Consider the following 25,153-nt stretch of genomic DNA (forward strand, 5'->3'; position numbering starts at 1 on the left):
CGCCATTTCTAATCGCCGGGTATATTTGCAAAGGTGAGATGCTCTCGACTACAACGGGCTACTCGGCGTCGCACTGTTTTAGGAAATGTATGATTGATGTATGTTAGGTTTTGAATCAACATTTCTGGATATAAACCGCCAATGAACGCCGATATTAGACCTAATTATACAATTCTAGAAGTTCAAGAACTTGATGTTAATTATGGCGGTATTCAAGCTCTAAAAAAGATTAATTTAATTATTAAAAAAGGTGAGGTAGTGACTCTAATTGGTGCTAATGGTGCTGGTAAAACTACTACACTCCGCACCATATCTAAAATAGTTCATCCTAAGAGTGGCGTGATTATCTATAATGGACATAATATTACCCGCCGACAAACTCACGAAGTTGTACAACTTGGTATTGCTCACTGTCCAGAAGGACGCAGAGTATTAGCACGGCAAACAGTGTTTGATAACTTACTTTTGGGTGCTTATATTCGCTCTAATCAAACAGAGATAAAAGCAGATATTCAGCACCAATTTGAGCTATTTCCGCGATTGTCACAAAGACGTGATCAACTAGCAGGAACCCTCAGCGGTGGTGAACAACAAATGTTAGCGATCGCTCGCGCTGTAATGAGTAAACCACAACTCTTACTTTTAGACGAGCCTAGCTTAGGTTTAGCACCTGCGATCGTCCGGGAAATCTTCTCTATTATTGAAAATCTCCGGGCTACAGGCGTTACTATTCTGTTAGTTGAACAAAACGCTAATCTGGCGCTGCAAATCGCCGATCGCGGTTATGTTCTAGAAGCTGGTTCTATAACTTTAACAGGCGCAGCATCAGAATTAATTAGTGATGAGCGAGTTAAAAAAGCTTATTTAGGGTGATTAATTAAATGAAAACTAGGAAGGTACAAGCACATGGTAAAATCACCAACTAAACCCCTAACTTTAGAAGAATTTTTGAAACTACCAGAAACAAAGCCTAGCTCAGAATACATCAACGGTCAATTTATTCAAAAGCCAATGCCACAGGGAAAACATAGTATTCTTCAGGGTGAACTAGTCAGTAATATCAATTCTGTAGCTAAACCTCAAAGAGTTGCCCTTGCATTTCCAGAATTGCGGTGTACTTTTGGCGGACGTTCAATTGTGCCAGATGTAGCGGTGTTTGCTTGGGAACGGATTCCCTTAGATGAGCGTGGAGATGTCGCTAATGTCTTCAAGACGTATCCAGACTGGACAATTGAGATTCTTTCGCCAGATCAAAGCCAGACTAAAGTAACCGGAAATATTTTACATTGTCTAAAACATGGTAGTCGCTTCGGTTGGCTGATTGATCCAGATGAGCGTTCTGTTTTAGTCTATCCACCAAAGCAGCAACCAGAACTTTTACAAGAAGAACAGGAAATATTACCAGTTCCAGATTTAGTTAGCAGCTTTCAGTTAACTGTAGGGCAACTATTTGGATGGCTGAAGTTATAAGCATCTGTATAAATTCATATCTGGCTTTGGGAATACTAAAGGTAGTAATTTACTGAAGTCAGAGCGAGATAATGGATTTCGTGAATTTAAGAAAAACGGGTAATAGTTGGCAATTTGCGACTGAAGCTGATTTAGAAGATTTTGTCTGGGCGAATTTAAAGGAACTTTTCGGGTTAATTCCGCTAAAGCGACAATATTATGTTAAAGGTCAAATTTGCGATATTTTAGCATTGAGGGAAAATAAACAGTTAGTGGTATTGGAATTGAAAAACGGGGAAGACAGATATATTGTTCAGCAGCTAACTCGATATTATGACGCTTTACAGGAAGTAAAACCTTTACAAGACGAAATAGACTATCAGCAACCTATTAGCTTAATAGCAATCAAGCCTAATTTTCATAGAGACAATTTTACAGATAAAAAATATCATAATTTATCTATTGATTTTTTTGAATTTGCCGTTTTAGCAGATGATTTTAACTATTATTTACAGATAAAAAATTTAGATGTAGATAATGAGAAAGTTTCAAAAATAGAAATTCCTCATCAGGACAGAGAGAGAAATAAAGATATACCTCCACCTTCTAGAGGGCTGATGAACCGTCTAGCTAAATGTTCTTCTGAACAACAAGAAGGAATATTAAAAATTCGTCAAAAGGTTCTTAGCTTTGATAAACGGATGGAATAAATGTCTTCTGCTGTTAGTTTTCGATATGGAAATGGTAATAGTAAAACAAGTAAATTATGCGCTGAATTTTACTTTGATAGTAAAGGAATACCAATTATATTTTTATGGTTAGGTTTAAAAAATAATAGTAGCGATCGTATAAGTAGAGCAAGGATTTGGACAGATTGGCAAGGCAATGCTTTGTTAGAGGGATATGTACAAAGTGGAATTGGTGCAAAGATTAATTTATCCAAAAAGACACTTTCAAATAGAGTAAAAATAATGAATGAAATAGTAGCAGATAAAAATTCAACTTATCGAACACATAAATATTTTAGCCAATATTCTAAGGATAGAAACAGAATAACTAGGAAACTTAATAACTCCGAACCTTTAACATATGAAGAAAGGCAATTACTAGAAATTGATGCAAATGAATTTACTCTTGTTATCGGGGGTGGAAAACTTAATACATATAAATTTGACCACTATGATTCTCTAAATGGATTAGTTGAGGTAGCTTTAGAAAAATGGCGAAAAAGGCTATAGCCAAAGTATCACTATTGCAATCTTAAATATTTCAGTAGATTAGTATAGTCGATATTGCTTTAAATAGTTGCCTAAAAAAGCTTTAATAAAAGCTACATTGATACCACTGATAAGTTTTTCTAATAATTATTATCATTAAAAAATATTACGATTTTTATCATATATTAATATTTATAGCCCTCCTTGCAGATATCTATATTTGTTTAGCGGCGAATTCTATTCACCGGAATAATTAAACCCATGAGTCAAATAGTCTGGATAGCAAGACACGCTAACCGCCTCGACTTCGTAAACCCTGATTGGTTTCTCACCGCCGAACGACGCTACGATCCACCTTTGTCTGATGATGGTATGGTGCAGGCACAGCAGTTAGCTAAACGATTTAAAGGAGAAAATATTGCCCATATTTTCGCTTCTCCTTTCCTGCGAACCGTACAAACGGCAAACGCAGTTGCAGAAGTGCTTAACTTACCGCTCAAATTGGAAACAGGTTTGAGTGAATGGCTAAATCCAGTTTGGATGACAGAAGAACCCGAAAGACTCTCAACTCCAGCATTAGCAGAGTTATTCCCCAGGATTGACATTAGCTATACTTCGCGCATCGCCGCCAATTATCCTGAAACTCGCGAAAAAGTGCGAGAACGTTCTGGGCAAACTGCTAGATGTTTAGCTACTGAATTCCTCCCAGACAATATCCTGCTTGTAGCACATGGTGCATCTGTGTTGGGGGGAGCAATGGGGCTAGTGGGGGAAATTGCCATAACAGAAGTTAAAGCTTCTTTATGTTCCCTGGTAAAAGTGGTACGCGAAGATCCAGAATGGTTATTAGAACTAAAGGGAGATACTTCCCATTTAACCCACATAGAAGAAGTTATTCGATTTGCTTAAATCTCTGATCGGGATTTGCGTTCATGGCTTCTGCGAGGTTGGGTATATCCTACAAAAAAAGTAATTAATTCACGAATAAGTTTTATGACTTTGTTACTAGCAGGAGACATCGGCGGGACAAAAACTATTCTGCGATTGGTTGAAACATCAGACTCACCAAGTTCAGATCCTATTTATCAGGAAAGTTTCCACAGTGGCGATTTTCCCGATTTAGTACCGATAGTGCAACAGTTTTTGGTTAAAGCTAACACACCTATACCACAAAAGGCTTGTTTTGCGATCGCAGGCCCGATTGTCAAAAATACTGCCAAGCTGACCAATTTAGCCTGGTTTTTGGATACCGAGCGTCTAGAACAAGAATTGGGTATCCCACAAATTTCTTTGATTAACGACTTCGCCGCCGTTGGCTATGGCATTTTAGGTTTACAAAAACAAGACTTGCTGACGTTGCAGGTTGGCAAATCTCAACCCGAAGCCCCCATTGCCATTATTGGTGCTGGTACCGGCTTAGGGCAAGGATTTTTAATTAAACAGGGAAACTACTATCAAGTCTTTTCCTCAGAAGGTGGACACACTGATTTTGCTCCCCGAAACGAGATCGAGTTTCAATTGTTAAAATACCTGCTGAATAAACATGATATCCAGCGCATTTCTGTAGAACGCGTAGTTTCTGGAATGGGAATTGTCTCAATTTACCAATTTTTGCGCGATCGCAAATTTGCCCACGAATCACCAGACATCGCCCAAACCGTCAGAACTTGGGAACAACAAGCCGGACAGGAAGAGAAAATCGATGCTGGTGCTGTCATTGGTACAGCTGCACTAGAAAAACGCGATCGCCTCTGTGAACAAACTTTGCAATTATTTATAGAGGCTTATGGTGCAGAAGCCGGAAATCTTGCCCTTAAACTCTTACCTTACGGTGGCTTATACGTCGCTGGTGGAATTGCACCCAAAATCCTGCCCTTAATGCAAGACAGCAGTTTCTTATTAAATTTTACCCAAAAAGGCAGGATGCGCCGTCTCCTTGAAGAGATACCCGTGTATATTATCCTCAACCCGCAAGTGGGACTAATTGGTGCTGCTTTACGTGCTGCTGGGTTATAACAGCTAGCATCATCAGTGATATCAGCATCTCGAAAGGCAAAAAATATGACAGTTAAAAGTCTGTTGCCATTAATCGCTGCCACCTTTGTCTGTGGTGGATGTGTTCTGGTGGAAGCACGTCAACCCAAACCTCCGGCGGCTGTTGTCAAACCAACCGTTTCTCAACCCACACAGCCACAATGGAAGTTATTCACCGCTCCAGATGGGCGCTTTTCTATTTTGATGCCGGGAAGCCCTAACAGAAATACCGAATACCAAAAAACTTATATGGGGGAAATTACCTTAAAAATATTTGTCGCTCAACCACCAAAACAGCAAGTAGCATATGTAGTCGCTTATAATGATTTTCCTTATAGTTACGGTCAAATGACTGACCCCCAAGCTGTACTTAATAATGCACGGGATATGGCTTTAAAGACTACGAAAAGTAATTTAATCAGTCAACGAAACATTCGGAGTTCCAATAATCATCCTGGCAAAGAAATTGAGTACATCAATTCTGGAGGGAAAATCACTAAAAGTAGAATGTATGTTGCCGAAGGAAGACTATATCAAGTAATGGCAATAACTACAAAAAAACAGCAGAAGACATTAGCTAAAACCATTACGGGATATTTAAATTCCTTCCATGTAGTTTTGAAAAAGTGAAATAACTTAATCAAAAGACCTTTAAGAGGTTTGACTACGCAAAACTGTCCCTCTCGCCCGTCAAAGAGGGATAGACTTGAACTTTAGTTCAAGTCAGGGAGAGGTTCATCAAACTCAAAAAGCTGCAAGATAAGCGTGCGAAAACGAAAACGGAACGACAACAGCAGCGCAAGGCTAAATTGTCTCGTCGCTACGAAATTGACGTGACCCCTGAGCTTGTCGTCAAAATATTGGTTCAATGTTCACCCCAGCGATCCCACTGGCGAAAATTAGTTCCGGCACTCACAGCTAAACCAATTTGGTGCTGTGAGGATAGTTCATCATAGCCACCTTCGTTTGCGCCAACATAGTACATACGGAAACTGCCATCATCCATTGCGACTACACAAGGTGTGCCTACTGCTCGTGCATCCCAACGACCAGAACCCTTTTGAGCATGGGAAAATACTGAACCTCCAAGTTGCTCTCCCTCAACTTTTTGCCAATGAATCCCGTCCTCAGAAACAGCTAGACCGATGGAGTGATAACCGCTGCTGTTAACACCTTCGTAGAACATTACGTACTCTCCGTTTATTTTTAGAACATGGCGAGTACCAATGCCTCTCTCATCAAAACTTCCAGATTTACCTGGTTCTAAAATCTGACCGACTTTTTGCCAATGAAAACCATCCTTAGACACAGCTAAACCCACTAAGAATCCTTTCTCAGGATTTAAGGTATGGTAGTATAATTTCCACATTCCATCATCAGGTAAAACTTGTGGCCAGGCACAAAACAAGGCATCAAACTCCCCTGCCTTGCCTAAATCTAGAAAGGCTCCTTGGTAAGTACTTTCCAACCGTACCCAATTTATCCCATCACGCGATATAGCACAACCAGGGCGCATATTTAACCCTTTGGCTTTAAATCCTCCCCGATCAACAACTGTGTTATCGCCACCAAAATACCACATCCAATAAAGACCATCCTGTTCGTATACATTGCTCACACCAACATGGGCTGAGTCGAACCGATTTGGATCTGGATGAGGCTCAAAGACAGCCCCCCTAGTTAATAATCCCTGGACGCGTTGCCAATCAATTCCATCAGCAGAAATCGCTAAACCACATCGACCTGTGGGCAAATTTATTTGCCGATCAAAGGACGCATCCCGACCGTAATACCACATCCTCCAAGTTCCATCGGCACAACACAAAACCTGTGGCGAAGATACTCGTTCGGAATCCCACCAACCTTCAGAGCCTGGCATGAAAATTAATCCTGGTTGATGGTTTGAGGTTTTTGAGTCACTCATATCTAGAATCTAATTAACTTGAATATTGACACTTTCCTGACTAGAAATTATTTTTGCAGCTATCGCCTAACTTTTGAAGCTGCTACAGATGAATTGTAACGATAAAACCACTTCTCAAAAAAAGCGATCGCTCATTGCCAAAGATACCGACAGAAGAACTTACACCAGTCGGCAGCATCAAGATTACCTGAAGCTGGAGGAGGCGCTCTCGTGTGAGAAATTCTGCATCCAAGACATCTAAGTTTTTAGATTATTTAAATAAATATGTATATACACCACTATCTTTGCTAATTAGCAAAACCCTTTCTCCTTATAGGGCATAGGCTTTTAGAGAAGATATTATGAATTAATACTTGTTTTTTAACTCAATTTATGCAAATCTTATCAAGACAATACTACACTAATACGATTGATTTGCCGTATTTGAAACAAAACACGTAAATTATCTAAATTTCAGATCAGTTACTTGAGCTTTCACCCGCGACCTGTAGCACATCCTCATCCTTGTGTGTATTTAGGAGGTGAATCAGAATCAGCCCAGGCGACCGCAGAGTTGATCACGTTATTCTGGGGAAGCTGAGTTCATGATTGCTTTCCAGGTGGTTCACTCTGGCTCTCTGTGGCGACATCCCCAGACTGATTTAGGTTTATTCCAAGAGGCGGGTAATAATTTTATGATTGTTACGGAGGACTAATGAGCGGATCAAAGCAATTGAAATTGGGTGCTTTCATGCGCCCTGTAAGTATACATACTGGTGCTTGGCGCTATCCAGGGGCTTTACCCGATGCCAATTTCAACTTCCCGGCGCTGAAACGATTCATCGAGAAACTAGAGCAGGGCAAGTTTGACGCATTCTTCATGGCCGATCACTTAGCGGTGCTGAATATGCCGCTTAATGCGCTGAAGCGCAGCCACACTGTCACCTCCTTTGAGCCTTTCACCCTACTCTCTGCCCTCGCCAGCGTCACCGAACACATCGGGCTGGTAGCCACCGCTTCCACAACCTATGACGAGCCTTACCACATCGCTCGCCGCTTCGCGTCTCTCGACCATATCAGTGGCGGCCGCGCCGGCTGGAACATCGTCACCACATCCAATCCGGACGCATCACTCAACTTTGGCTTGTCAGAGGAGGTAGAGCATGACGAACGCTACGCGCGGGCTAGGGAATTCTATGATGTTGTAACGGGTCTTTGGGATTCCTTTGCTGACGATGCGTTCATCCGGGACGTGGAATCAGGGATTTATTTCGATCCCGCAAAAATTCACGTTCTGGGTCATCAGGGAAAACATCTCTCGGTGCGGGGGCCATTGAATATCGCTAGACCTGTCCAGGGTTGGCCGGTGATCGTTCAGGCGGGAGCTTCCGAAGCGGGTCGTCAACTGGCCGCCGAAACCGCCGAGGTCGTGTTTGCACCTGCTGGTAATCTGGAGGCAGGCAAGATCCTGTTTGCTGACATTAAAGGTCGCGCCCGGGCGATCGGACGTGACCCAGAAAGCATCAAAATTCTTCCAGGTGTCTTGGTGATCGTGGGCGAAACTGTTGCAGAGGCGATCGCCAAGCGTGAACATTTGGACAGCCTAGTGCATTATGAAAGCGGGATCGCTAGCCTGAATAGCGCACTTGGCTACGACGTTTCGGGGTTCGATCCGGATGGACTATTGCCTGAAATCCCGCAGACTAAAGCCGGACAGAGTTCGCGAGAAGAAGTGATAGCGATGGCGCAACGCGATCACCTGACCATTCGACAGCTGGCTCAACGCATCGGCAGTTACGGGGGCCTTGCGTTTGTCGGCACACCCCAAACTATCGCCGATGACATGGAGCAATGGCTGATTGAGCAAGGGTCTGACGGCTTCAATGTCATGTTCTCTTTCCTGCCTGAAGGGCTGAACGATTTCGTAGACAAGGTTATCCCAGAACTCCAACGGCGTGGGATCTTTCGCCGGGAGTATGAGGGCAAGACTTTGCGCGAAAATCTGGGACTTGCCCGCCCTGCTAACCGCTTCTTCCAGCCCGCAATAGTGTGATATTCTTCCCCATTTCCAAAATATTCACAGAGAAAAACAATGAACAAGATTGCAGAAAAAGTTCTAGATTCTACAACTGAGTTCTCAACTCCTGTCACAGCTAATTCTCCAGAACTCCAGCAGCTTTTCGATTTCATCGCTTTGGGGGCAACTGATCGCGATCGCATCCTGCCTTATGATGTCATCGAACTAATCCGCCAATCAAGGCTGGGTGCATTGCGAATCCCGATTGCTGAAGGTGGCGGTGGTAGTTCAGCCCGCGAACTGTTCGAGGTCGTGATTCGGCTGGGGGATGCTGACCCTAACGTTGCTCACATTGTGCGGAATCATTTCTCCGTGACGGAACGAATTTTGCGTTCTGGGCGCAGTGAAAGGAATCGTCGCTGGTTGAAAGCTGTCGTTGATGGTGCAATCATCGGACTCGCCTCCACCGAACTAGAGGTCAAGCGAGCCGGTGGCGGTCAAGTTGTGAATACAAAATTGATACCGGATGACGGCGGTTATCGTCTCAACGGGAAGAAATATTACAGCACTGGCAGCCTTTATGCAGACTTGATCTTCGTGCGTCTGTTGTCACCTGATGACACCGTAGTTACGGCACTCTTCCCGACCAAACGCGAGGGGATTGAGCTGGTGGACGACTGGGACGGCTTCGGGCAAAGGCTGACCGGCACGGGAACGACTACGTTCACGAATGTCCGTGTAGAAGCTGATGAAGTGATTCTTGATACAGATACAGACAAAGATAATCTACCCTACAACATTGTCCCGCAATTGTTCTTGACTGCGATCAATGCTGGTATTATTCGTAGCGTTCTGCGCGACGCGACGGCGCTCGTCCAAACCAGACCCCGAACTTTCTACCATGCTGCATCTGAACAAGCAGTAGATGACCCCCTATTACAGCAGACTGTTGGTCAGATTGCCAGCAATGCTTTCGCTGCTGAAGCGATCGTTCTCGCTGCCGCCGATGCTCTTGATCGCCTTCCTGCTGCCCAAGCTCAGGGTGAAGAAGCTGAGACGGCGGCGGCGCTGACAGCTTCTCTGAGTGCAGCCAAGGCTAAATTGATTGTTGATGACTTGGTTCTCCGTTCGGCCAATCTGTTATTTGAAGTTGGTGGGGCTTCTACAACTAAGAAAAGCTCTAACTTTGATCGTCATTGGCGAAATGCACGCACCCTGGCATCGCATAATCCCGCTCACTTCAAGGCTCGTGCCATTGGGGACTACGAGATCAATGGTACACCACTACCGAAGCGAGGATTTTTCTAGGGACAGAAGAGCCAGCAAAAGCGCGATCGCATGGTATTTTCATCAAGGTGGGTCATTTTCAGTTGGACTGGCCCTTTACCAGAATTTAATTCTTTCCAGATTTCCAACATCATTTGACCACTCCAACAGTTGCAACTAATGACTGTACGTTTGCTGATTTTGAGATGGCAAGAGGAATTAATAGCTTGAGGGGAAAGGAATAGGACGATTTTTCAACCCAATCCCATAACTAACACCATTTCCCGATAGTGTGCAGAACAGCGATCGCAAGCTCAATATGGGTGTGGGTATGAACGAAGAAAATCCAAAATCCAAAATCTTTCGACTGAGCGACTTGCCTTGAGTGTACCCCTGCGGGGAAGCAAGCTACGCGCAGCGTCTCTAAGAGTTGCCGACTTGTGCCGAGCGTTCGCGCAGCGTCTCTAAGAGTTGCCGAGGTAAAGGAGCCGAAGTCCAAAATCGTTCGACTGAGCGACTTGTACTGAGCGACTCGCCCTGAGCGACTCGCCCTGAGCGTAGCCGAAGGGAGTCGAAGTAAGCCGAAGTCCAAAATTGATTGACTCCTAAATTCTGCTGTATTTTAATTATTTCAATTTTTTAGCTCATATCTTACAACTTATACGCTACTCAAACGCTTGCTCAAACATGATTTATAACACTAGGATGTGATGCTAAATAATAATTCCCAAATTATCATAAAACCAAGTGAAATAAATGGCTGATACTACCGATACTGCCGTTACCGCTGGTTCTTTTAGCACCCTAGTTGATGCAATCAAGGCTGCGAATCTGATAGATACTCTCAAAGGTGTTGACTCGTTTATCGCCTCTGCATCCACAGATCAAGCTTTTGCAAAGCTTCCAGCAGGTACTATAGAGACATTGCTTAAGAATATTGATAAGCTCCAGCAACTCCTGACGTATCACATCGTTTCCGGCAAGGTGATGCCCATAAAGCCGATTGAAGGTTCAATTTTCAAAATTGACCCTTTCAATAGTGTCAATGTAGATTATGACCTCCAGCCTCAAAACCCAATGCTGTTGATGATAACGGTGTCATCCACATCATTATTGATTCCTCACTCAACAAACGTATAGATAGCTAATAAGGTGTGTAGGCTTGAAACTATTTATAGTAGACCTCTTGCATAAATGCTCAAATTGTCATGTTGAGCGGAGCGAAACAGGGTAGTGAGATTCTTCTCTTGATTGCGTTCTGCTCAGAATGACATTCCTGATTTTTTGATTTTTGCAATAGGTCTAGTCACTACCTCACGTTTGTCTAGATATATGTTAGTAAATACTTTAGACAGCGATATGATTATTCTGAAAATGGGTCTGAGGAGTCAAGAAAACATCAGTTAAATTGCTTTAAAAATTCAAGGTTCTCAGATGGAAGCTTTATTAATGAATCTAACTAATCTGAGTAGGGATTACAGTCAAGGTTTTATATCTACAGAAATCAATCCAGTTATGCTCAGGAGGCATACTTGCCCTTGCTGTTCTAACACTTTACTCCGTCATATGGGTTTAAAAAGACTTTACTGGCGTTGTAGCCACTGTTATGAGGAAATGCCAGTTTAGAAAACGCAACCGGAACAGCTAGAGATTGATCTGATGATGCTAGCTACTTTAGCCCTTTTGGATTATTCTCATCAAATAAAAATCATTCGTGATAGATGTAAAGAAACATTTCTGAGGAGAGCGTTAGTTAAACTTGCTTGCGATCGCATCCGTGGATATTAGCAAATTTACTCATCTAACACTCAACAATAAACTACAAGAACCTCGAAGCAAAGATTATCTTTAATCAAGTTTAAGAAAGTGTAGGTATCTCCATGAATTTATTTTCATCTAATCAATCAGAGTTATTTTGGTGGGTAGAAATTAACACCACCGTTCCCCACTGTACTTATTACTTTGGCCCTTTTGATAGTAAAAAAGAGGCACAACTTTCTAGAACTGGCTACGTTGAAGACTTATATCAGGAAGAAGCCAGAGGCATTGTTGCAGTAATCAAGCAATGTCAGCCTGATCTCCTCACAGTTTTTCAGGATGAAGCAGAAGCCGAAAGAAACATATTTAGTTTTTGAAGCCCGTCTCGCAGATATTTTGCTAAAAGAGGTTTTTCAACTTTCTGAAGACAAAATATCTGATGATACTTATTTAATGCAACTATGATTCAATACGGTTCAGTTAAGGATTTTGGGTAGTGATTTTAGACCTGTAAAGACGCGTTAGCGTAGCGGGAGAAGTACAATTTCGCATCTCTACCAAGGATTTCAGGCTTAACTAAATAGTATTGGACTATGATCGACAATCAAGCAAATAAGCATTAAGTAACTGTCCAATCTCTACTTAAGCATTACAAAGAAGTGTTTGAGTTGATGTATTGTCAAAAGATTGAAATGTATAAAATAAGTACATAATGTTTTGTTTTGTCACAAAAGTTAAAAAGTGTTAGAGTAAACTATGATATTTTGTATAAGTTTAAGCGAAAGAATTGTGCGAGTATAGAGAAATCTATAAAATTGTAAATATTAAGAAAAGTCGAAGTTCATGATTTGATGATCAAGGTGTTGTCCTATGGTCAAGCGCTCGCTCCAAGCATCACTCACCGGTATTCAAGAGGCTAAAAGAGCATTTGCTCGCAAGGGGTGGACGCAAGACAATCTAGCAGCGGAAGTTAACCTCAAAACTAGACAACCAATTTGGCGGTTTTTTAGTGGTCGTTCGATTGAGCGTCATACTTTTATTGAAATTTGTTTGGTATTGGAACTGAATTGGCGGGAGATTGCTATTAATCCGCCGGCAGAATTCTTAGAACGAGAAGAATACACACAGTTTTCTGTCCTGGATATTGATACATTGGTGCAAAAAGTGCGATCGCAACGCTTTGACAAAATTCAAGACCAGTGTGGTATTTTGCAGTTATTGGATATTAGCCATCCCGTTGCGATCGATGACATATATATTGATGTGAATATTTTGAAGGAAATTGAAAGCCTTCAGTGGCTAGATATCTCGCAACTAGAAAAGTTTAATTCAGAAGAATTTGACCGCTTTGGCTTAGGTGAGGTTGACCAAAAACAAATACCTGGTATACAGGCAGTGGAAACCTACCCCAAGCTCAGGGTGTTAGGCAAACCTGGGGTAGGTAAAACCACCTTTTTGCAACATCTCGCTATTCAGTGTAACCAAGGTGCATTTGCGGCGAACCAAGTTCCAATCTTCATCACACTGAGAAATTTTGCTGAAGAGTTTAAAGTCACCAACGAGTTCAGCCTATTAAAATACATCCAGCAGGAGTTTCTCACATCTGGAATTTCCGATCCGTCAGTCATAGAAACCTTGCTTAATGCAGGCAGAGTGTTACTGCTGCTTGATGGCATGGATGAAGTTCTTAACCAACAGAGCAATTCTATCTTAAGCGAAATTCGCAGGTTTACAGATAAGTATCACAAAAATCAGTTTGTGGCAACCTGTCGAACAGCAGCTCAAAGACTTAGACTCCGAGGCTTTACTGATGTTGAGATTGCGCCATTTACCTCACAACAAATCCGAGCCTTCGCTGAAAAATGGTTTGTGGCCTTTCCCAAGACGAATACTCAAGATGGTCAAGCGCAGTCTGTTGAGTTTATGCAGAAACTGGACTTACCTGAAAACTGGCAATTTCGCCAACTCGTGATCACACCCCTATTTCTGCATCTTGCCTGCTGGGTGTTCCACGGTCAAGAAAAATTTCCGACTAAGCGGACTGACTTTTATAAGCAAGGGCTGGATCTTCTGTTGGGCAAATGGGATGAAGCTAGAGGTATTGAACGGGATGATGTTTACCGAGGGTTTTTATTACCACAAAAGCTCAAGTTATTGAGTCAGATTGCGGCAGCGACATTTGAGAAAGGTCAGTACTTTTTTGAGCAACGCATCGTTGAGCAATATATTAGTGACTATATTCAGAATTTGACCAACGTGCCAATGGATGCAGAGGAACTGCAAATAGAAAGCGAAGCGGCACTGAAAGCGATCGAGGCTCAACATGGGCTACTGGCAGAACGGGCGCGGGGAATTTTTTCCTTCTCCTATCTGGCGTTTCAAGAATATTTCACAGCCAGAAAAATCGTTGCCAGCCATAACCTACAGGCATTTGAGCAAGCTCTAGAAGGTCTGGTCAGTCATATCACCGACCCGCACTGGCGCGAAATCTTCTTGTTAACCGCTACCATGCTCCGGAGTGCAGACTCTCTGGTACAGTTGATGAAGCAACAGATTGATACACTGGTTTCCCAAGACCCTTATTTACAAGAGTTTTTGACGTGGGCTAGCCAAAAATCCCGCAGTATTCCCACCCAACCAAAAGATGCAACAATTCGAGCATTTTACCTTGCCTTGAGTCGGACTCCTCACATAACTCCTCACTTTGCCCTAGCTAGCAGCCTCGACCAAGGGATATTTCTGGATGCGGCATTAGATGACCTACTGGTGGAGTGTGCAATTGATGGGAGCCAGGACTTTGCCCACATCCACGCCTGTGGAGATGCTTTCTCGAGCATTCTGGGCATTGTTTTGGATATTGGACTCTATAAATCCCTGCAACAACTCTCTGACCAATTTCCAAATTCTCATCAAAATCAAAAACGGTTTGAGCTATGGTGGCACACGAGCTATTCAGCCTGGGCTAAACAGTTAAACATAACGATCATTAATTATCGCAACATTAACCACCAGTGGCGGTTTAGCCCTGAACAACAGCAAGTGCTACAACACTACTACGATGCCAATCAGTTACTACTCGATTGCTTGCATAGCAATTGTGAAGTGACGCCTGCTATCAGACAGGAAATTGAAGCCACCTTATTGTTGCCGATCAAGGAACTTGAGGACAGGGAATGGCAATAATTTAGTTGATTAATTCCTCAAATCGGGTTGGGTTGCCAAAATGGTCTTGACTACGTTTTGTGTCGTAGTTAATCAACTCATTCGGGAAATCAAACAACACCAACTTATAGTGCAGAAATCAGGTACTTCTCTCCTGTATTTCAGGTAGTATATATGGACATATTGGCCGCTCTCAACCACCACCTTTCTGGCTCCCTAGTACTCCACAGAGATTTGGGCTTGCTATTAATTACCGAAATATATTCTTATAGCTTCGAGCAGGTGAGGGTAAGGATGAAATGCGGGAGAGAAGTTAATATACAGCTTAAGTTTCTGAGCGAGATTGAGATTGAGCGGAGATCAGAACGAAAATAGAAATAGGACTGAAAAGACTTGATTTTTGGTTTGAAGTTCGACAAGACTAGACTGTCAAAAATTTTTGGATATCAGGTTGCAGTATTTGAGCACTAAATAAAATTACGGGAACAAACTCATGGTAGAGTCTAATAAGTAAGATGAAGACAGCTTCCTTTCCCCTGACAGTAGATATTACGGAGAATTCCGGATAGAGAACTTAATTTTTAACGCCAATCTCCAGGAATTTACTCAAAAAATTGATTACATCACTAGCTTACAAATAGGTGGGAAAGTTACTCCTGAAAAAGCTTATAAGCAAATTGAGGCGCTTTATAAACAGTTGGACAAGAGCAAAAATACACTAAATATTGGTACAAATAAAGGCATTTAGACTACAACCTCGCAATAGCGGATCTCAGTATTGGCTCTTAAACATCCCCACAAGACAGCACAACCGCAGATGTCACTAAGTTTTAAGGCAATGGATTTTCTTAGGGACTTCAAGTTAAAAAAAACATCTTATCGTAGGGGCGCAAGGCCTTGCATTGGTGTCAACTTAAGCGCAAAACCCTTTTCAAACCTCGTTTCCAGCCAGAGGTTGGAAATGCTGTTCATTGCGGCTCTGCCGCGAGTAAGGAAGGCGGAGCCTAAGAGTAGGCATTCCCAGTCGGAGACTCTTAACGAGACAAACGAGACAATCTCTAAAAGCAAGTTCATGAGAGGCTTTCACCTTAAGTTGACACCAATGCTTACGCCCCTACAAATGTACAAATAATTTTGGATAATTTATTTTTTGTCAGTCCCTTACTGAGGGGTGTTTGATATCAAATTTGAGCTTTGTTACACACAGATAATCGGTAAAAGGTGATTGCGTCCCGCACTGCCCCTTGCGGTAAAAGTAGCCAAATCGCATTTTGACGCCACCCGTCGTCTGTGACATCTCCCTGACTGAATTGGAGTACCAATTTCAGTAAATTTTACTCAGACTAGGTTTTGGGTTGCCAAATTGGTCTATTATTACGTTTTATGTCGTAGCTAATCAAATAAATGAGAAAATCAAACAACGCTTTGTGATATTAGAAGAAAAGAACTTTTCATTTAATTTCTTGCAAAAATCCTTCTTTTGGTAGTTTTCTCTGAGCCTACCCTACTGCTGACACCTAAGACTAAAGATTTTTCAGCCCACTTTGCACTTGAATCCCTAATTGCAGGTCTTGTTATGAATTTAATCAATGGCTTTTGCTTGAGAGTTGGGATACTCAAAGGTGTACAAGTACTCGTTGTAGACAACGATCGCGATAGTAGAGATTTATACGCATTTTTACTCACAGACCTGAGCGCAAATGTGATTACTGTTGGTTCAGTAAAAGAAGCCTTAGAAATCCTGAATTGGTTCACGCCCAACATCATTGTCACTGAAATTAGGTTCTTAGGTGAAAGTATTTATACATTGCTAAATAGATTAAATGCTATGAAAGCAGACAATGGCAACCGTATCCAAATCATTGTGACTTCAACATCTACCACAGGTACTCATGACCAAATTCCCGATGTAGAGTTTGATGAATATTTACTTAAACCATTTGACCTTGACAAATTTGTTTCCATGATTAGGAATCTAGTACAGGAAGTTGTGGTGGAAAATTTTTGCTCCGATGTACTAGTTTTACACTGGTAACCCAAGTTGCTAGTTATGGGGGAATGCGATCGCCTTAGACATAGGAGGGAAAACTTTTATAGAGACGTTACATGTAACGTTTCTACAAGGCTTTCAGGTAACGCATTCCTTAATTCCTTAATTTCTGGAGATGTCTAATCCCCATCACTAAGCACTTCTTAACGCCACAATCGGGTCGAGTTTAGCAGCGCGACGTGCAGGAACAACGCCAAAGAATAAACCAATACCACCAGAAACACCAACTGCCATCATAATCGCTGTTGGAGAAAGTGCCGCTTCTAAGGGAGTCAAAGCTGCCACTAATAGAATGCCACTGACGCCAACCGCAGTCCCAACTAGACCGCCAGCTGCTGAAACTATTACTGCCTCAATGATGAACTGTAGCAAAATATCTTGTTCAGTTGCACCGATCGCTTTTCTCAATCCGATTTCTTGGGTGCGCTCGGTGACGGAGACAAGCATAATATTCATGATGCCAATGCCGCCGACAAACAGCGATATACTTGCGATCGCTGCTAGCATAATTGTCAATCCGCCTGTAATTTGACCGACAGTTTGCAAAGTATCCTTTTGAGAGCGAAGAGTAAAGTCATCTTCACCATTAATTTTGTGCCGGAGGCGCAACAAATTAGTAATTTGAAATTCTGCTGCATCCACGCTGTCTGAATTACGAGCCGCAGCGACGAGATAATCTAAAGCAATACCATAGGGAGAATTCTTTCCCACAAGTCGGTTTGCTGAAGTTGTAATCGGTATTACCGCAGCATTATCATAATCTGCTCCGACGCTGGAACCTTTGGCTATTAATGTCCCAATCACTTGAAAGCTGGTATTTCCAACTCGCAATTGCTGACCGATAGCGTTACTATTACCGAATAGTTTTTCTGCCAAGTCTCCACCTAGGACAACGACTTGGTTACTTCGCTTGATGTCTACCTCGCTAAAAAACCTGCCTTTAGCAGTTTCAAAATCCCGCACTGATAGAAAACTGGGAGTTGTGCCAATGATGTTGACATCAGTGTTTCTGTTGCGGTATGTAATTACCTGTCTTGTGTTTAATTCGGGAGCAACTCCTACTACAGTTGGTACTTGAGAAGCGATCGCTTCAGCATCTTGCAACACGAGAGTTTTTGGCACTTCAAAGGAGATCCGCTGAGTTTCTCGATTACCTGGCAGGATAAACAGCACATTTGGGCCTAATGACTCCAGCTGTTTATTCACGTACTTTTGCCCACCTTCGCCAATGCCAATCATGCCAATCACTGAGGCGTTGCCAATAACTATACCCAGCATGGTGAGGGCGCTACGCAGCTTATTTGACAGCAGGGTTTTACCCGCCATCTTAAGGCTTTCTAAGGGGTTCATACTAATTGGTAATTTAAAATTTCAAAAATCTTTTGATCAGAGGTTTTCTATGCGTTAACCTGTTGAAACAATATATTCTTGCTAAGGGAATTATTTATTATTTTGTTCCTTGGCCTTTTCGATTTTGTAGTCTTTGGGTGGGTTGATAAAAATGCGATCGCCTTCTTTAACTCCCTCTAAAATCTGAGTTTGGTCTTGGATTTGTGCCCCAACTGTAATTTCGCGGAATTGGGGTTTATTCTTTGCATCTGGTACAAGTACACCAGTTTTACCCTTTTCGGTGACGATTGACACCGTTGGTAACACCAAGGCATTATTAACGCGATCGCCCAAAAAAGTCAGATCGACATTTAAGCCAGAACGCAGTTTATTTGTGCCAGTATCAAGAGCAACGCGTACCTGAAAGGATGTCACACCTTGTTCCAATACTGCTTCTGGAGCAATCAGGCGCACATGACCTTTAAAAACTTGATCGGGATAAGCATCGGCGACAATTTCCACCTGCTGTCCCTGTTTAATTCTGCCAAGATCGGCTTCGGGAACTTGAGCTAATACTTCTAAACCGCGTGCTACAGCGACAATTGAACTGGAAGTTGCCGACGCACTAGCAGAAGCAGAAGTTGTGGGTGTGACAAACGCGCCTGGATCGGCATACTTTTGCGTCACAATTCCCGAAAGAGGAGCGCGAATAATTGTATCTTCCAACTGCACTTGCACACCCTTCAATTGAGCCTCAGCAGCTGCAACAGCTGCTTGACGCTGGACAACTTCCTCAGGACGGGTGCCATCTTCTAACAGTACTAATGCTGCCCGTGCTTCAGTAACAGCTGCTTGGCGTTGGTCAATTTCCTCAGTTCGAGTGCCAGTTTGGACTAACGAGAATCGTTTTTTAGCTTCTTCTAGACTGGCTTTAGCACTTTTGTCTTCACTGATGGCTTGATCGAGTAATTGTTTATTCTCTGCTCCCTGCTCGTATAGGTATTGATAACGCTTTACCTGTCCACTGGTATAATTCGCCTTTGCTTGAGCCGCATCCACTTGGGATTGAGATTGAGCTATCTCTTGGGGACGATTACCAGCCCTAGCTGCGGCTAGCTGGGCTTGAGCTTGTGCTAACCGTGCCTTTGCTTGAGCGATTTCTTGAGGACGACTACCAGCAACGGCTTCGGCTAGTTGTGCTTGACTTTGGGCTAAGTTAGCCCGGTACTGGCTCCTTTGGGCCTCAATGCTGGCACTATCCATGCGAGCAAGAATTTGCCCTTGTTGAATGCGATCGCCTTGTTGTACATATAATTGCGATAGCACTCCAGGGTTCTTCGGACTAATATTTACGCTCTGAACTGGCACGATTTTACCACTAGCTGTAATCCTCAAGGTGACGTTTTTCGCTGCCACTGGCACAGTTAATTGAGCAATGTCTTCTTTTGTCCCTTGATTTACCAGGCTGTAGGTTGTGATACCAATAACCAAGACACCGCCTGCTATCAGCCCCATCAGCCAGCGGAATGGATACTTAACTTTGCCAAAATCAGGAATTTCTATGTGCGTAGCCATATCTAGAAGCCTATAAATCTTGCTTTATGGGAATAGCCTGTAATTAAAGGGCAAATACAGGAAGGTGGAGTTGTTAAAATTTTTGGATTAAATCTTTAATTAGTGAACTAACAATTAGACGCATAATTAGCTTCATAGTTGCTTAATATTCCTTCATAATAGGGATTAAATGTCTGTATGTCTTCACCTAAATGGGTGACTTTAGCCACATTGTTAGGTCAAACTTTGCCAGCAGACGGATTAGAAGTGAGGTTGCACTTAATTTCCACCCAGGCTTCAGCCTTTGTCGTTACCCATATCTTTTTAATCTCTGGCTTCGTTGCCAACCCGTAGCTTGCTTTTAATTGCCACATTTTTTGCGATCGCCACTATTGCACCAAAGAAGCCACAATACTTAGGATGCTAGCTTGCAGTATTGAAGCATAATGCTTGACGTAGAGGCAAAGGGGGAGACTCCGAAACTCCGGACTTGTCGTCAAACCGATCACCACAACTAGTTACTTCATCGAAAAAATAAATAAAGTCGAATTCAATAAGCAAAATACTTAAATGAGAAAGCATTTAGTTTAAATGCTTTCTCAAAATGCCTAATTGCTTTCTGATTTCGGTAGATTTAGCAAGCAAAAAGACATATTGCTTTCTCAAAATGTCTGATTGCTTTCTGATTTCGGTAGATTTAGCAAGCAAAAAGGCATATTGCTTTCTGATTTCGGTAGAGCTTGCACTCATGTTGGTGTTTTGGGCAAGCAAAAAGGCATATTGCAGTTTGTCTTCTAGTTATTTCCAAATATGAAAATAAAAGTAGTGAGAACCGTACTAAGCAAGTAGGGAATTTTGGATTTGTGGAAGAAGTAGGTGATGTCTTCTGCTGTCAAAGACGCTACGCGAACAAGCGTCTCCGACAGAGAAGACTCGCTAACGCTTCTCTAGGAGACGCTGCGCGTAGATTGCTTACGACAAAGCTACTTCGACACTTCGACAAGCTCAGTGCATCGCTGCGCTCAGTACAAGTCAGTGACCCCCGTAGACATCGCTCTTGGAAGTGAATACACACAAAAGCACCAATTGCGTTTAATCTAACTTCAGTAAAACTTATTATTAATATAATTTAAAACTATTAATTAATAATTTACAAAGTATTGCTTATTTGTAACAAAGTTGTTATGTTTCTTTACATAAAGAGACAAAAAAACGTAAATGCGTTAAACCACTGTTGATCAAAGTTTTTTAAATAACTATGCAGTTGAGCCTGCGATGTGCTTTGCCGAGTGTTCAAACACAAAGGCAACAGAATCGCTATGCCTTTGGTAGAGCGATGTCTACGGACAGGCTACGCCTACGCAAAGACTGTTTGTCTTCTCGTTGCTGCTCAGTGCCTTTGTTAACAGCTAAACGCATTTGCGTTCCGTCTTTGCACATTTGATTTTCAGATTCGATAGAACTGTAATTTTCTTTTTGGAATTTCTGCTATGTCTTTTACCATCCAGTCGGCTCAAAGTATTTTTCCCGGTACCCTAGTTGCTGACGTTGTTCCGACTGTTATCGAATCATTCTCAAAGCTCAATGCTGAAGATCAACTAGCATTACTCTGGTTTGCCTATACCGAAATGGGTAGAAGTATTACAGTTGCTGCTCCTGGGGCAGCCAACATGATCCTTGCACAGGGCTTAATGGAACAAATTAAGCAGATGCCTTTTGAGGCTCAAACACAAGCCATGTACGATTTGGCTAACCGTGCTGACACTCCCCTCTGCCGTTCCTATGCATCCTTCACCGTGAACATCAAGTTGGGCTTCTGGTATCAGTTGGGAGAATGGATGGCCCAGGGAATCGTTGCTCCTATCCCAGAAGGTTACAAGCTTTCTTCTAAAGCTGCCGACGTGTTGCAAGCAATCCGGAATGCTGATTCAGGTCAACAAATCACAATCCTACGCAATACGGTAATTAGCATGGGATTCGACCCGAACGCTCCTGGCAGTTACAAAAAAGTTTCAGAGCCTGTAGCTCCTCCTACTGCACAAGCATTTCGGACTAAAGTCACCATTGAGGGCGTTAACAATCCCACGGTGCTGGGCTATATCAACAACATGAATGCCAATGACTTTGATGCATCTGTTGCTCTGTTTATCTCTGAAGGTGCTTTGCAACCTCCCTTTGAAAGACCGATTGTTGGTCAAGAGGCAATCCGCGCTTATATGCGTGAAGAATGCCAGAGTCTGAAGATGATACCAGAGCGCGGTGTATCTGAACCACTAGAAGATGGCTATACCCAAGTTAAAGTCACCGGTAAAGTCCAAACCCCTTGGTTCGGTGCGAGTGTGGGGATGAATATTGCATGGCGGTTTTTGCTAGATCCCCAAGGCAAAATCTTCTTTGTAGCGATTGACTTGCTCGCTTCTCCTAAAGAACTGCTCAACCTAGTACGTAAATAGAGGGCTAGATTAGTAGCTGCTTAAGCGTGGATGAGCGAAGGAGCGTAGGCGTAGCCCGTCATAGACATCACCACCTCGCCATGCTTAAGCAAAAGAAACTTATAACGGCTTCTTTGGTATCTTTGTCCTGGGATCGTTGTTGAAAGTCACCATTGCAGATACATGCCGCCTCTGCACTATGATATAGCTGAACTAAGGGAGGACGTAAAAAGCTTGGAAGCTAACGATTGGCGATGATTGTATTTTTGGCAGGAGAATAGCGATCGCAAAATGCCTGTAATATTTAAGTTGCTTCTACAACCAAAATTGGCGATCGCCCTCTAACATACTGCTTGGATAAATCCCCCTTAAGCGCAATTTAGCAGTCTTTTTAGCAATTTATAAAGTGCCTGATATCTACTTTAATTAAACAGAAATGGGTTGACAGATGAAATCATCCGATCTAACTCAGTCTTATTGTGTTTGAGAAGCTCATGTCCCCACAATTCATTCGTGTTATCGGAGCAATCTTTTGCAAGAGCTTCTCCGATTTTTTCAAAATCCTTGTTAATATCTTTCCTTAACCTCTCTGGTTCAGATAACACTCCCAGAACAAATACTCTATTTTCTAAATCATCTGGAATCTGATCCTTTACATAACTCAATCTATCTTCCTGCTCATCAAAATCAATCAGCAAAGCAATCATTCTGTATGGATATTGTCGCATTGTAGAGACATAATCATTCGTGAATTTATCCACAACGTCTTTCCAACCACGAGCCTCTGGTAGGATTTGAATAACGCGGCTATTGAGGTTTAGATCAAGAATAAATCCATTCGCAATCTGGCGATTAGCATCGTCTTCAGGCAACACAAGAATGTGCGGTCTATGCTTATTACTGCTCATAGTTATATATCGCCACGAATCAAGGCATCTACAAGATCACCTTGAACAGACATATCACTGAGCAATCTGACTGAAGTTGGCTCCAAGTGGCTTTTTCGATCAAGTACAAAGGTATTTTGATTTGAAAACTTTCGGATTGCTTCCTCATCATGCGAAGTCATCAAAATTTGTCCACTATTCTTAAATGAGCGTCGCAGTGATGTTATAAAATGTCCAACCTCTGACAAGGAGAGATAGTTGTCAGGCTCGTCCCAGAAGCAAAAAAGAGGGCCGTATGATTTGTTTGCAGCTAAGACAACAGCGCAAAGAAAAAAGCATTTTTCACCGTCAGATAAGGCTTCAAAGTCAACACTCAGATTCGCATTATTTTCATCAAACCGAACAATCATGTTTTTGGAGTCTTTGCCGATTAGTTCATTCTGAAAATCCTTAATATCAGGCATAACTTCACCGAGATATTGGACAACCTGTGTGTAGGCGGCAGGATAGCGACTGAGTAACCCAGAAAACCACTCCCCGAAGTTTGAACCATCCCGTTTTGGCTCCAAAGTGTCGCCGTTGGATTCTCCTGTCATAAACCTTGGGATCGGGGCTAGAATGATCATACGAGCAAGCCAAGTCTTGAAAATACGAAGTGGATCAGTCTCTGATTGCTCCTGAATTACTGGAAGGGCAACAAGATGCCAATCCACCAAAAACTGAGCCTCACGATTTTGTGAACTGTTGTGAAGAGTGACTTTGGCTTCTTTTCGAGAGTAGATTGGATCTCCTGAAACTAGCAGTTGTTCTTCAGAAACTCGAAGCTCTTTAAATTTTTCTGGCAACTCCAAGGCAAGCACATATTTGTATAATTTATCATCAAGTAATACTTCTATTTCAAAGCGGATCGGAACATCACACCTTCCACGAGCAAAATCTTTTGGGCTAATAAGTTTAAGCTTTTCAAGTTCGCGCATTCTATTAATGCCTCGACCGATGCACTGAAGTAGCTCTAATGCAGAGGCAATACTTGATTTACCTGAACCGTTTTTTCCAATCAAGAGAGCAGATGATATTCCCTTTATAGGCAGTTGAAAGTTTTCTAGGCATCTGAAGTTGTGTATATATAGTCTTTGGAGCATAGAAAAACGATTCCGAGGAGTGGAAAGTGAAAGAACTTTTTCATCTGCCTAAGTAGTGAATAAGCATTGCCACGAACGTCCTGAGAATTCGGGTGCTTTGCTGCTCGACAGAAGGATTAGCTACATATTAGATTACATTTACTTTCATAACAAACGCTATCCTCAAGAAATGGGAGTTGATGAACTAAGCAGTTTAGAGGTTGTTTGGAAAGTATGTAATTCCATCACTTATACTACGCCTCTGTTTGTTCGTACCTTACGTTTTGTTGCAAGTTGTGTGGTGTGCGATCGCTCTCCATCATCTCATCATGCGATCGCACCTCACACACCACTAAACTAGAAAGTAAGATGCTCACAATAGCCTATGAACGCCACGACAACCACTTTACCTTCTACACTAAAATTGAAAATCGACTTAACTGATGATCAATTTTTCCAGATGTGTCAGCAAAACCGCGATTATCGATTTGAGCGTACAGGATCAGGGGAATTATTAATTATGCCACCTACAGGTAGTGATACTGGCAACCGTAACTTTGATATGGTTGTTGAGTTAGGAATCTGGAATAAACAGACTAAATTAGGCAAAGGTTTTGACTCTTCAACTGGCTTCACCTTACCCAATGGTGCAGAACGTTCTCCTGATGTTTCTTGGGTAAAAATTGAGCGATGGAATGCTTTAACCCCAGAACAACAAGAAAAATTTGCTCCAATTTGTCCTGATTTTATAGTAGAGTTGCGTTCTCGTATTGATTCCTTGAAAGAATTGCAGGATAAAATGCAGGAGTATATCGAAAATGGCGCTCAATTAGGCTGGTTAATTGACCGGAAAAACAAGCGAGTAGAAATTTATCGTCCAGGTAAAGATGTAGAGATATTAGACAATCCTGCTAGTTTATCAGGAGAAAATATCCTACCTGAATTTGTGTTGCATTTACAGCAGATTATGTAGC

At 42.3% G+C, this 25,153-nt stretch carries 25 protein-coding genes and 1 pseudogene; 19 read left to right on the forward strand and 7 right to left on the reverse strand.

The annotated features are described in order from the left end of the window. Positions 1-141 precede the first annotated feature (141 nt). The 7 genes from V7K49_RS06630 (at position 142) to V7K49_RS06660 (ending at position 5,330) form a co-directional block, all read left to right on the forward strand. Positions 142-873, forward strand: coding sequence for an ABC transporter ATP-binding protein (locus tag V7K49_RS06630; RefSeq protein ID WP_335204939.1), 732 nt, complete (start codon positions 142-144; stop codon positions 871-873). A 33-nt stretch (positions 874-906) separates the two neighbouring features. Next, positions 907-1,470 carry a Uma2 family endonuclease gene (locus V7K49_RS06635; RefSeq protein ID WP_335204940.1) on the forward strand — a complete coding sequence of 188 codons (564 nt, stop codon included), beginning with the start codon at positions 907-909 and terminating at the stop codon, positions 1,468-1,470. A 71-nt stretch (positions 1,471-1,541) separates the two neighbouring features. Continuing rightward, positions 1,542-2,159 carry an endonuclease NucS domain-containing protein gene (locus V7K49_RS06640; protein ID WP_335204941.1) on the forward strand — a complete coding sequence of 206 codons (618 nt, stop codon included), beginning with the start codon at positions 1,542-1,544 and terminating at the stop codon, positions 2,157-2,159. Beyond that, the gene (locus tag V7K49_RS06645; RefSeq protein WP_335204942.1) at positions 2,160-2,687 is read left to right on the forward strand and encodes a hypothetical protein; all 528 of its coding nucleotides are present in this window, start codon (positions 2,160-2,162) and stop codon (positions 2,685-2,687) included. 240 nt (positions 2,688-2,927) lie between these two features. Beyond that, positions 2,928-3,575 (forward strand): histidine phosphatase family protein, encoded by a 648-nt coding sequence (locus tag V7K49_RS06650; protein ID WP_334869779.1) that lies wholly within the window; start codon positions 2,928-2,930, stop codon positions 3,573-3,575. Between the two features lie 84 nt (positions 3,576-3,659). Continuing rightward, positions 3,660-4,682 (forward strand): glucokinase, encoded by a 1,023-nt coding sequence (locus V7K49_RS06655; RefSeq protein ID WP_335204943.1) that lies wholly within the window; start codon positions 3,660-3,662, stop codon positions 4,680-4,682. 45 nt (positions 4,683-4,727) lie between these two features. Next, a complete protein-coding gene (locus tag V7K49_RS06660) occupies positions 4,728-5,330 on the forward strand; it encodes a hypothetical protein (protein WP_335070632.1) in 603 nt (200 codons plus the stop codon). Positions 5,331-5,565: 235 nt separating this feature from the next. Here V7K49_RS06660 and V7K49_RS06665 read toward each other — a convergent pair whose 3' ends face one another. After that, entirely contained in the window at positions 5,566-6,624 is a 1,059-nt protein-coding gene (locus V7K49_RS06665; protein WP_335204944.1) for a glycosyl hydrolase, read from the reverse strand. An 88-nt stretch (positions 6,625-6,712) separates the two neighbouring features. On the opposite strand from V7K49_RS06665, the gene V7K49_RS06670 reads away from it, so the two are divergent. From V7K49_RS06670 to V7K49_RS06680, 3 genes are all read left to right on the forward strand, one after another. Continuing rightward, positions 6,713-6,865 carry a hypothetical protein gene (locus V7K49_RS06670; protein ID WP_335204945.1) on the forward strand — a complete coding sequence of 51 codons (153 nt, stop codon included), beginning with the start codon at positions 6,713-6,715 and terminating at the stop codon, positions 6,863-6,865. 453 nt (positions 6,866-7,318) lie between these two features. Further along, entirely contained in the window at positions 7,319-8,656 is a 1,338-nt protein-coding gene (locus V7K49_RS06675; protein WP_335204946.1) for an LLM class flavin-dependent oxidoreductase, read from the forward strand. 39 nt (positions 8,657-8,695) lie between these two features. Further along, positions 8,696-9,928 carry an acyl-CoA dehydrogenase gene (locus tag V7K49_RS06680; protein ID WP_335204947.1) on the forward strand — a complete coding sequence of 411 codons (1,233 nt, stop codon included), beginning with the start codon at positions 8,696-8,698 and terminating at the stop codon, positions 9,926-9,928. A 229-nt stretch (positions 9,929-10,157) separates the two neighbouring features. On the opposite strand, the gene V7K49_RS06685 is transcribed toward V7K49_RS06680, so the two are convergent. Next, entirely contained in the window at positions 10,158-10,478 is a 321-nt protein-coding gene (locus V7K49_RS06685; RefSeq protein WP_335204948.1) for a hypothetical protein, read from the reverse strand. A gap of 164 nt (positions 10,479-10,642) precedes the next feature. Here V7K49_RS06685 and V7K49_RS06690 point away from each other — a divergent pair. From V7K49_RS06690 to V7K49_RS34580, 4 genes and pseudogenes are all read left to right on the forward strand, one after another. After that, positions 10,643-11,034 (forward strand): annotated as a pseudogene (locus V7K49_RS06690) (fasciclin domain-containing protein). 732 nt (positions 11,035-11,766) lie between these two features. After that, positions 11,767-12,021 (forward strand): DUF1816 domain-containing protein, encoded by a 255-nt coding sequence (locus tag V7K49_RS06695; RefSeq protein ID WP_335204950.1) that lies wholly within the window; start codon positions 11,767-11,769, stop codon positions 12,019-12,021. A 493-nt stretch (positions 12,022-12,514) separates the two neighbouring features. Then, complete coding sequence (locus V7K49_RS06700; protein ID WP_335204951.1) at positions 12,515-14,827, forward strand: NACHT domain-containing protein; 2,313 nt, start codon at positions 12,515-12,517, stop codon at positions 14,825-14,827. A 544-nt stretch (positions 14,828-15,371) separates the two neighbouring features. Continuing rightward, entirely contained in the window at positions 15,372-15,554 is a 183-nt protein-coding gene (locus V7K49_RS34580; RefSeq protein WP_442948651.1) for a DUF7219 family protein, read from the forward strand. 433 nt (positions 15,555-15,987) lie between these two features. Here V7K49_RS34580 and V7K49_RS06705 read toward each other — a convergent pair whose 3' ends face one another. Continuing rightward, positions 15,988-16,128 carry a hypothetical protein gene (locus tag V7K49_RS06705; protein WP_334869199.1) on the reverse strand — a complete coding sequence of 47 codons (141 nt, stop codon included), beginning with the start codon at positions 16,126-16,128 and terminating at the stop codon, positions 15,988-15,990. Positions 16,129-16,382: 254 nt separating this feature from the next. Between V7K49_RS06705 and V7K49_RS06710 the strand changes: the two genes are divergently transcribed. Further along, positions 16,383-16,841 carry a response regulator gene (locus tag V7K49_RS06710; RefSeq protein ID WP_335204952.1) on the forward strand — a complete coding sequence of 153 codons (459 nt, stop codon included), beginning with the start codon at positions 16,383-16,385 and terminating at the stop codon, positions 16,839-16,841. Positions 16,842-16,988: 147 nt separating this feature from the next. Here the strand turns inward: V7K49_RS06710 and V7K49_RS06715 are convergent, their stop codons facing one another. Both V7K49_RS06715 and V7K49_RS06720 read right to left on the reverse strand, forming a co-directional pair. Continuing rightward, positions 16,989-18,206 (reverse strand): ABC transporter permease, encoded by a 1,218-nt coding sequence (locus tag V7K49_RS06715; protein ID WP_335204953.1) that lies wholly within the window; start codon positions 18,204-18,206, stop codon positions 16,989-16,991. Between the two features lie 90 nt (positions 18,207-18,296). Continuing rightward, positions 18,297-19,760, reverse strand: coding sequence for an efflux RND transporter periplasmic adaptor subunit (locus V7K49_RS06720; RefSeq protein ID WP_335204954.1), 1,464 nt, complete (start codon positions 19,758-19,760; stop codon positions 18,297-18,299). 177 nt (positions 19,761-19,937) lie between these two features. Here V7K49_RS06720 and V7K49_RS06725 point away from each other — a divergent pair, with 177 nt between their 5' ends. Continuing rightward, the gene (locus V7K49_RS06725; RefSeq protein WP_334869191.1) at positions 19,938-20,093 is read left to right on the forward strand and encodes a hypothetical protein; all 156 of its coding nucleotides are present in this window, start codon (positions 19,938-19,940) and stop codon (positions 20,091-20,093) included. Between the two features lie 1,136 nt (positions 20,094-21,229). After that, complete coding sequence (locus tag V7K49_RS06730) at positions 21,230-22,192, forward strand: orange carotenoid protein N-terminal domain-containing protein (RefSeq protein WP_334869187.1); 963 nt, start codon at positions 21,230-21,232, stop codon at positions 22,190-22,192. A 401-nt stretch (positions 22,193-22,593) separates the two neighbouring features. On the opposite strand, the gene V7K49_RS06735 is transcribed toward V7K49_RS06730, so the two are convergent. Together V7K49_RS06735 and V7K49_RS06740 are read right to left on the reverse strand one after the other, a co-directional pair. Then, complete coding sequence (locus V7K49_RS06735; protein ID WP_335204955.1) at positions 22,594-23,079, reverse strand: hypothetical protein; 486 nt, start codon at positions 23,077-23,079, stop codon at positions 22,594-22,596. Positions 23,080-23,081: 2 nt separating this feature from the next. Continuing rightward, on the reverse strand, positions 23,082-24,200 hold the full coding sequence (locus V7K49_RS06740; RefSeq protein WP_335204956.1) for an AAA family ATPase: 1,119 nt from the start codon (positions 24,198-24,200) through the stop codon (positions 23,082-23,084). 55 nt (positions 24,201-24,255) lie between these two features. On the opposite strand from V7K49_RS06740, the gene V7K49_RS06745 reads away from it, so the two are divergent. Beyond that, a complete protein-coding gene (locus tag V7K49_RS06745; RefSeq protein ID WP_335204957.1) occupies positions 24,256-24,540 on the forward strand; it encodes a hypothetical protein in 285 nt (94 codons plus the stop codon). A gap of 24 nt (positions 24,541-24,564) precedes the next feature. Further along, entirely contained in the window at positions 24,565-25,152 is a 588-nt protein-coding gene (locus V7K49_RS06750; RefSeq protein ID WP_335204958.1) for a Uma2 family endonuclease, read from the forward strand. The last annotated feature ends 1 nt before the right edge of the window (position 25,153 follow it).

It is taken from the genome of Nostoc sp. (genome assembly GCF_036919675.1).
In the GTDB taxonomy this organism is placed as follows: Bacteria; Cyanobacteriota; Cyanobacteriia; order Cyanobacteriales; family Nostocaceae; genus Nostoc.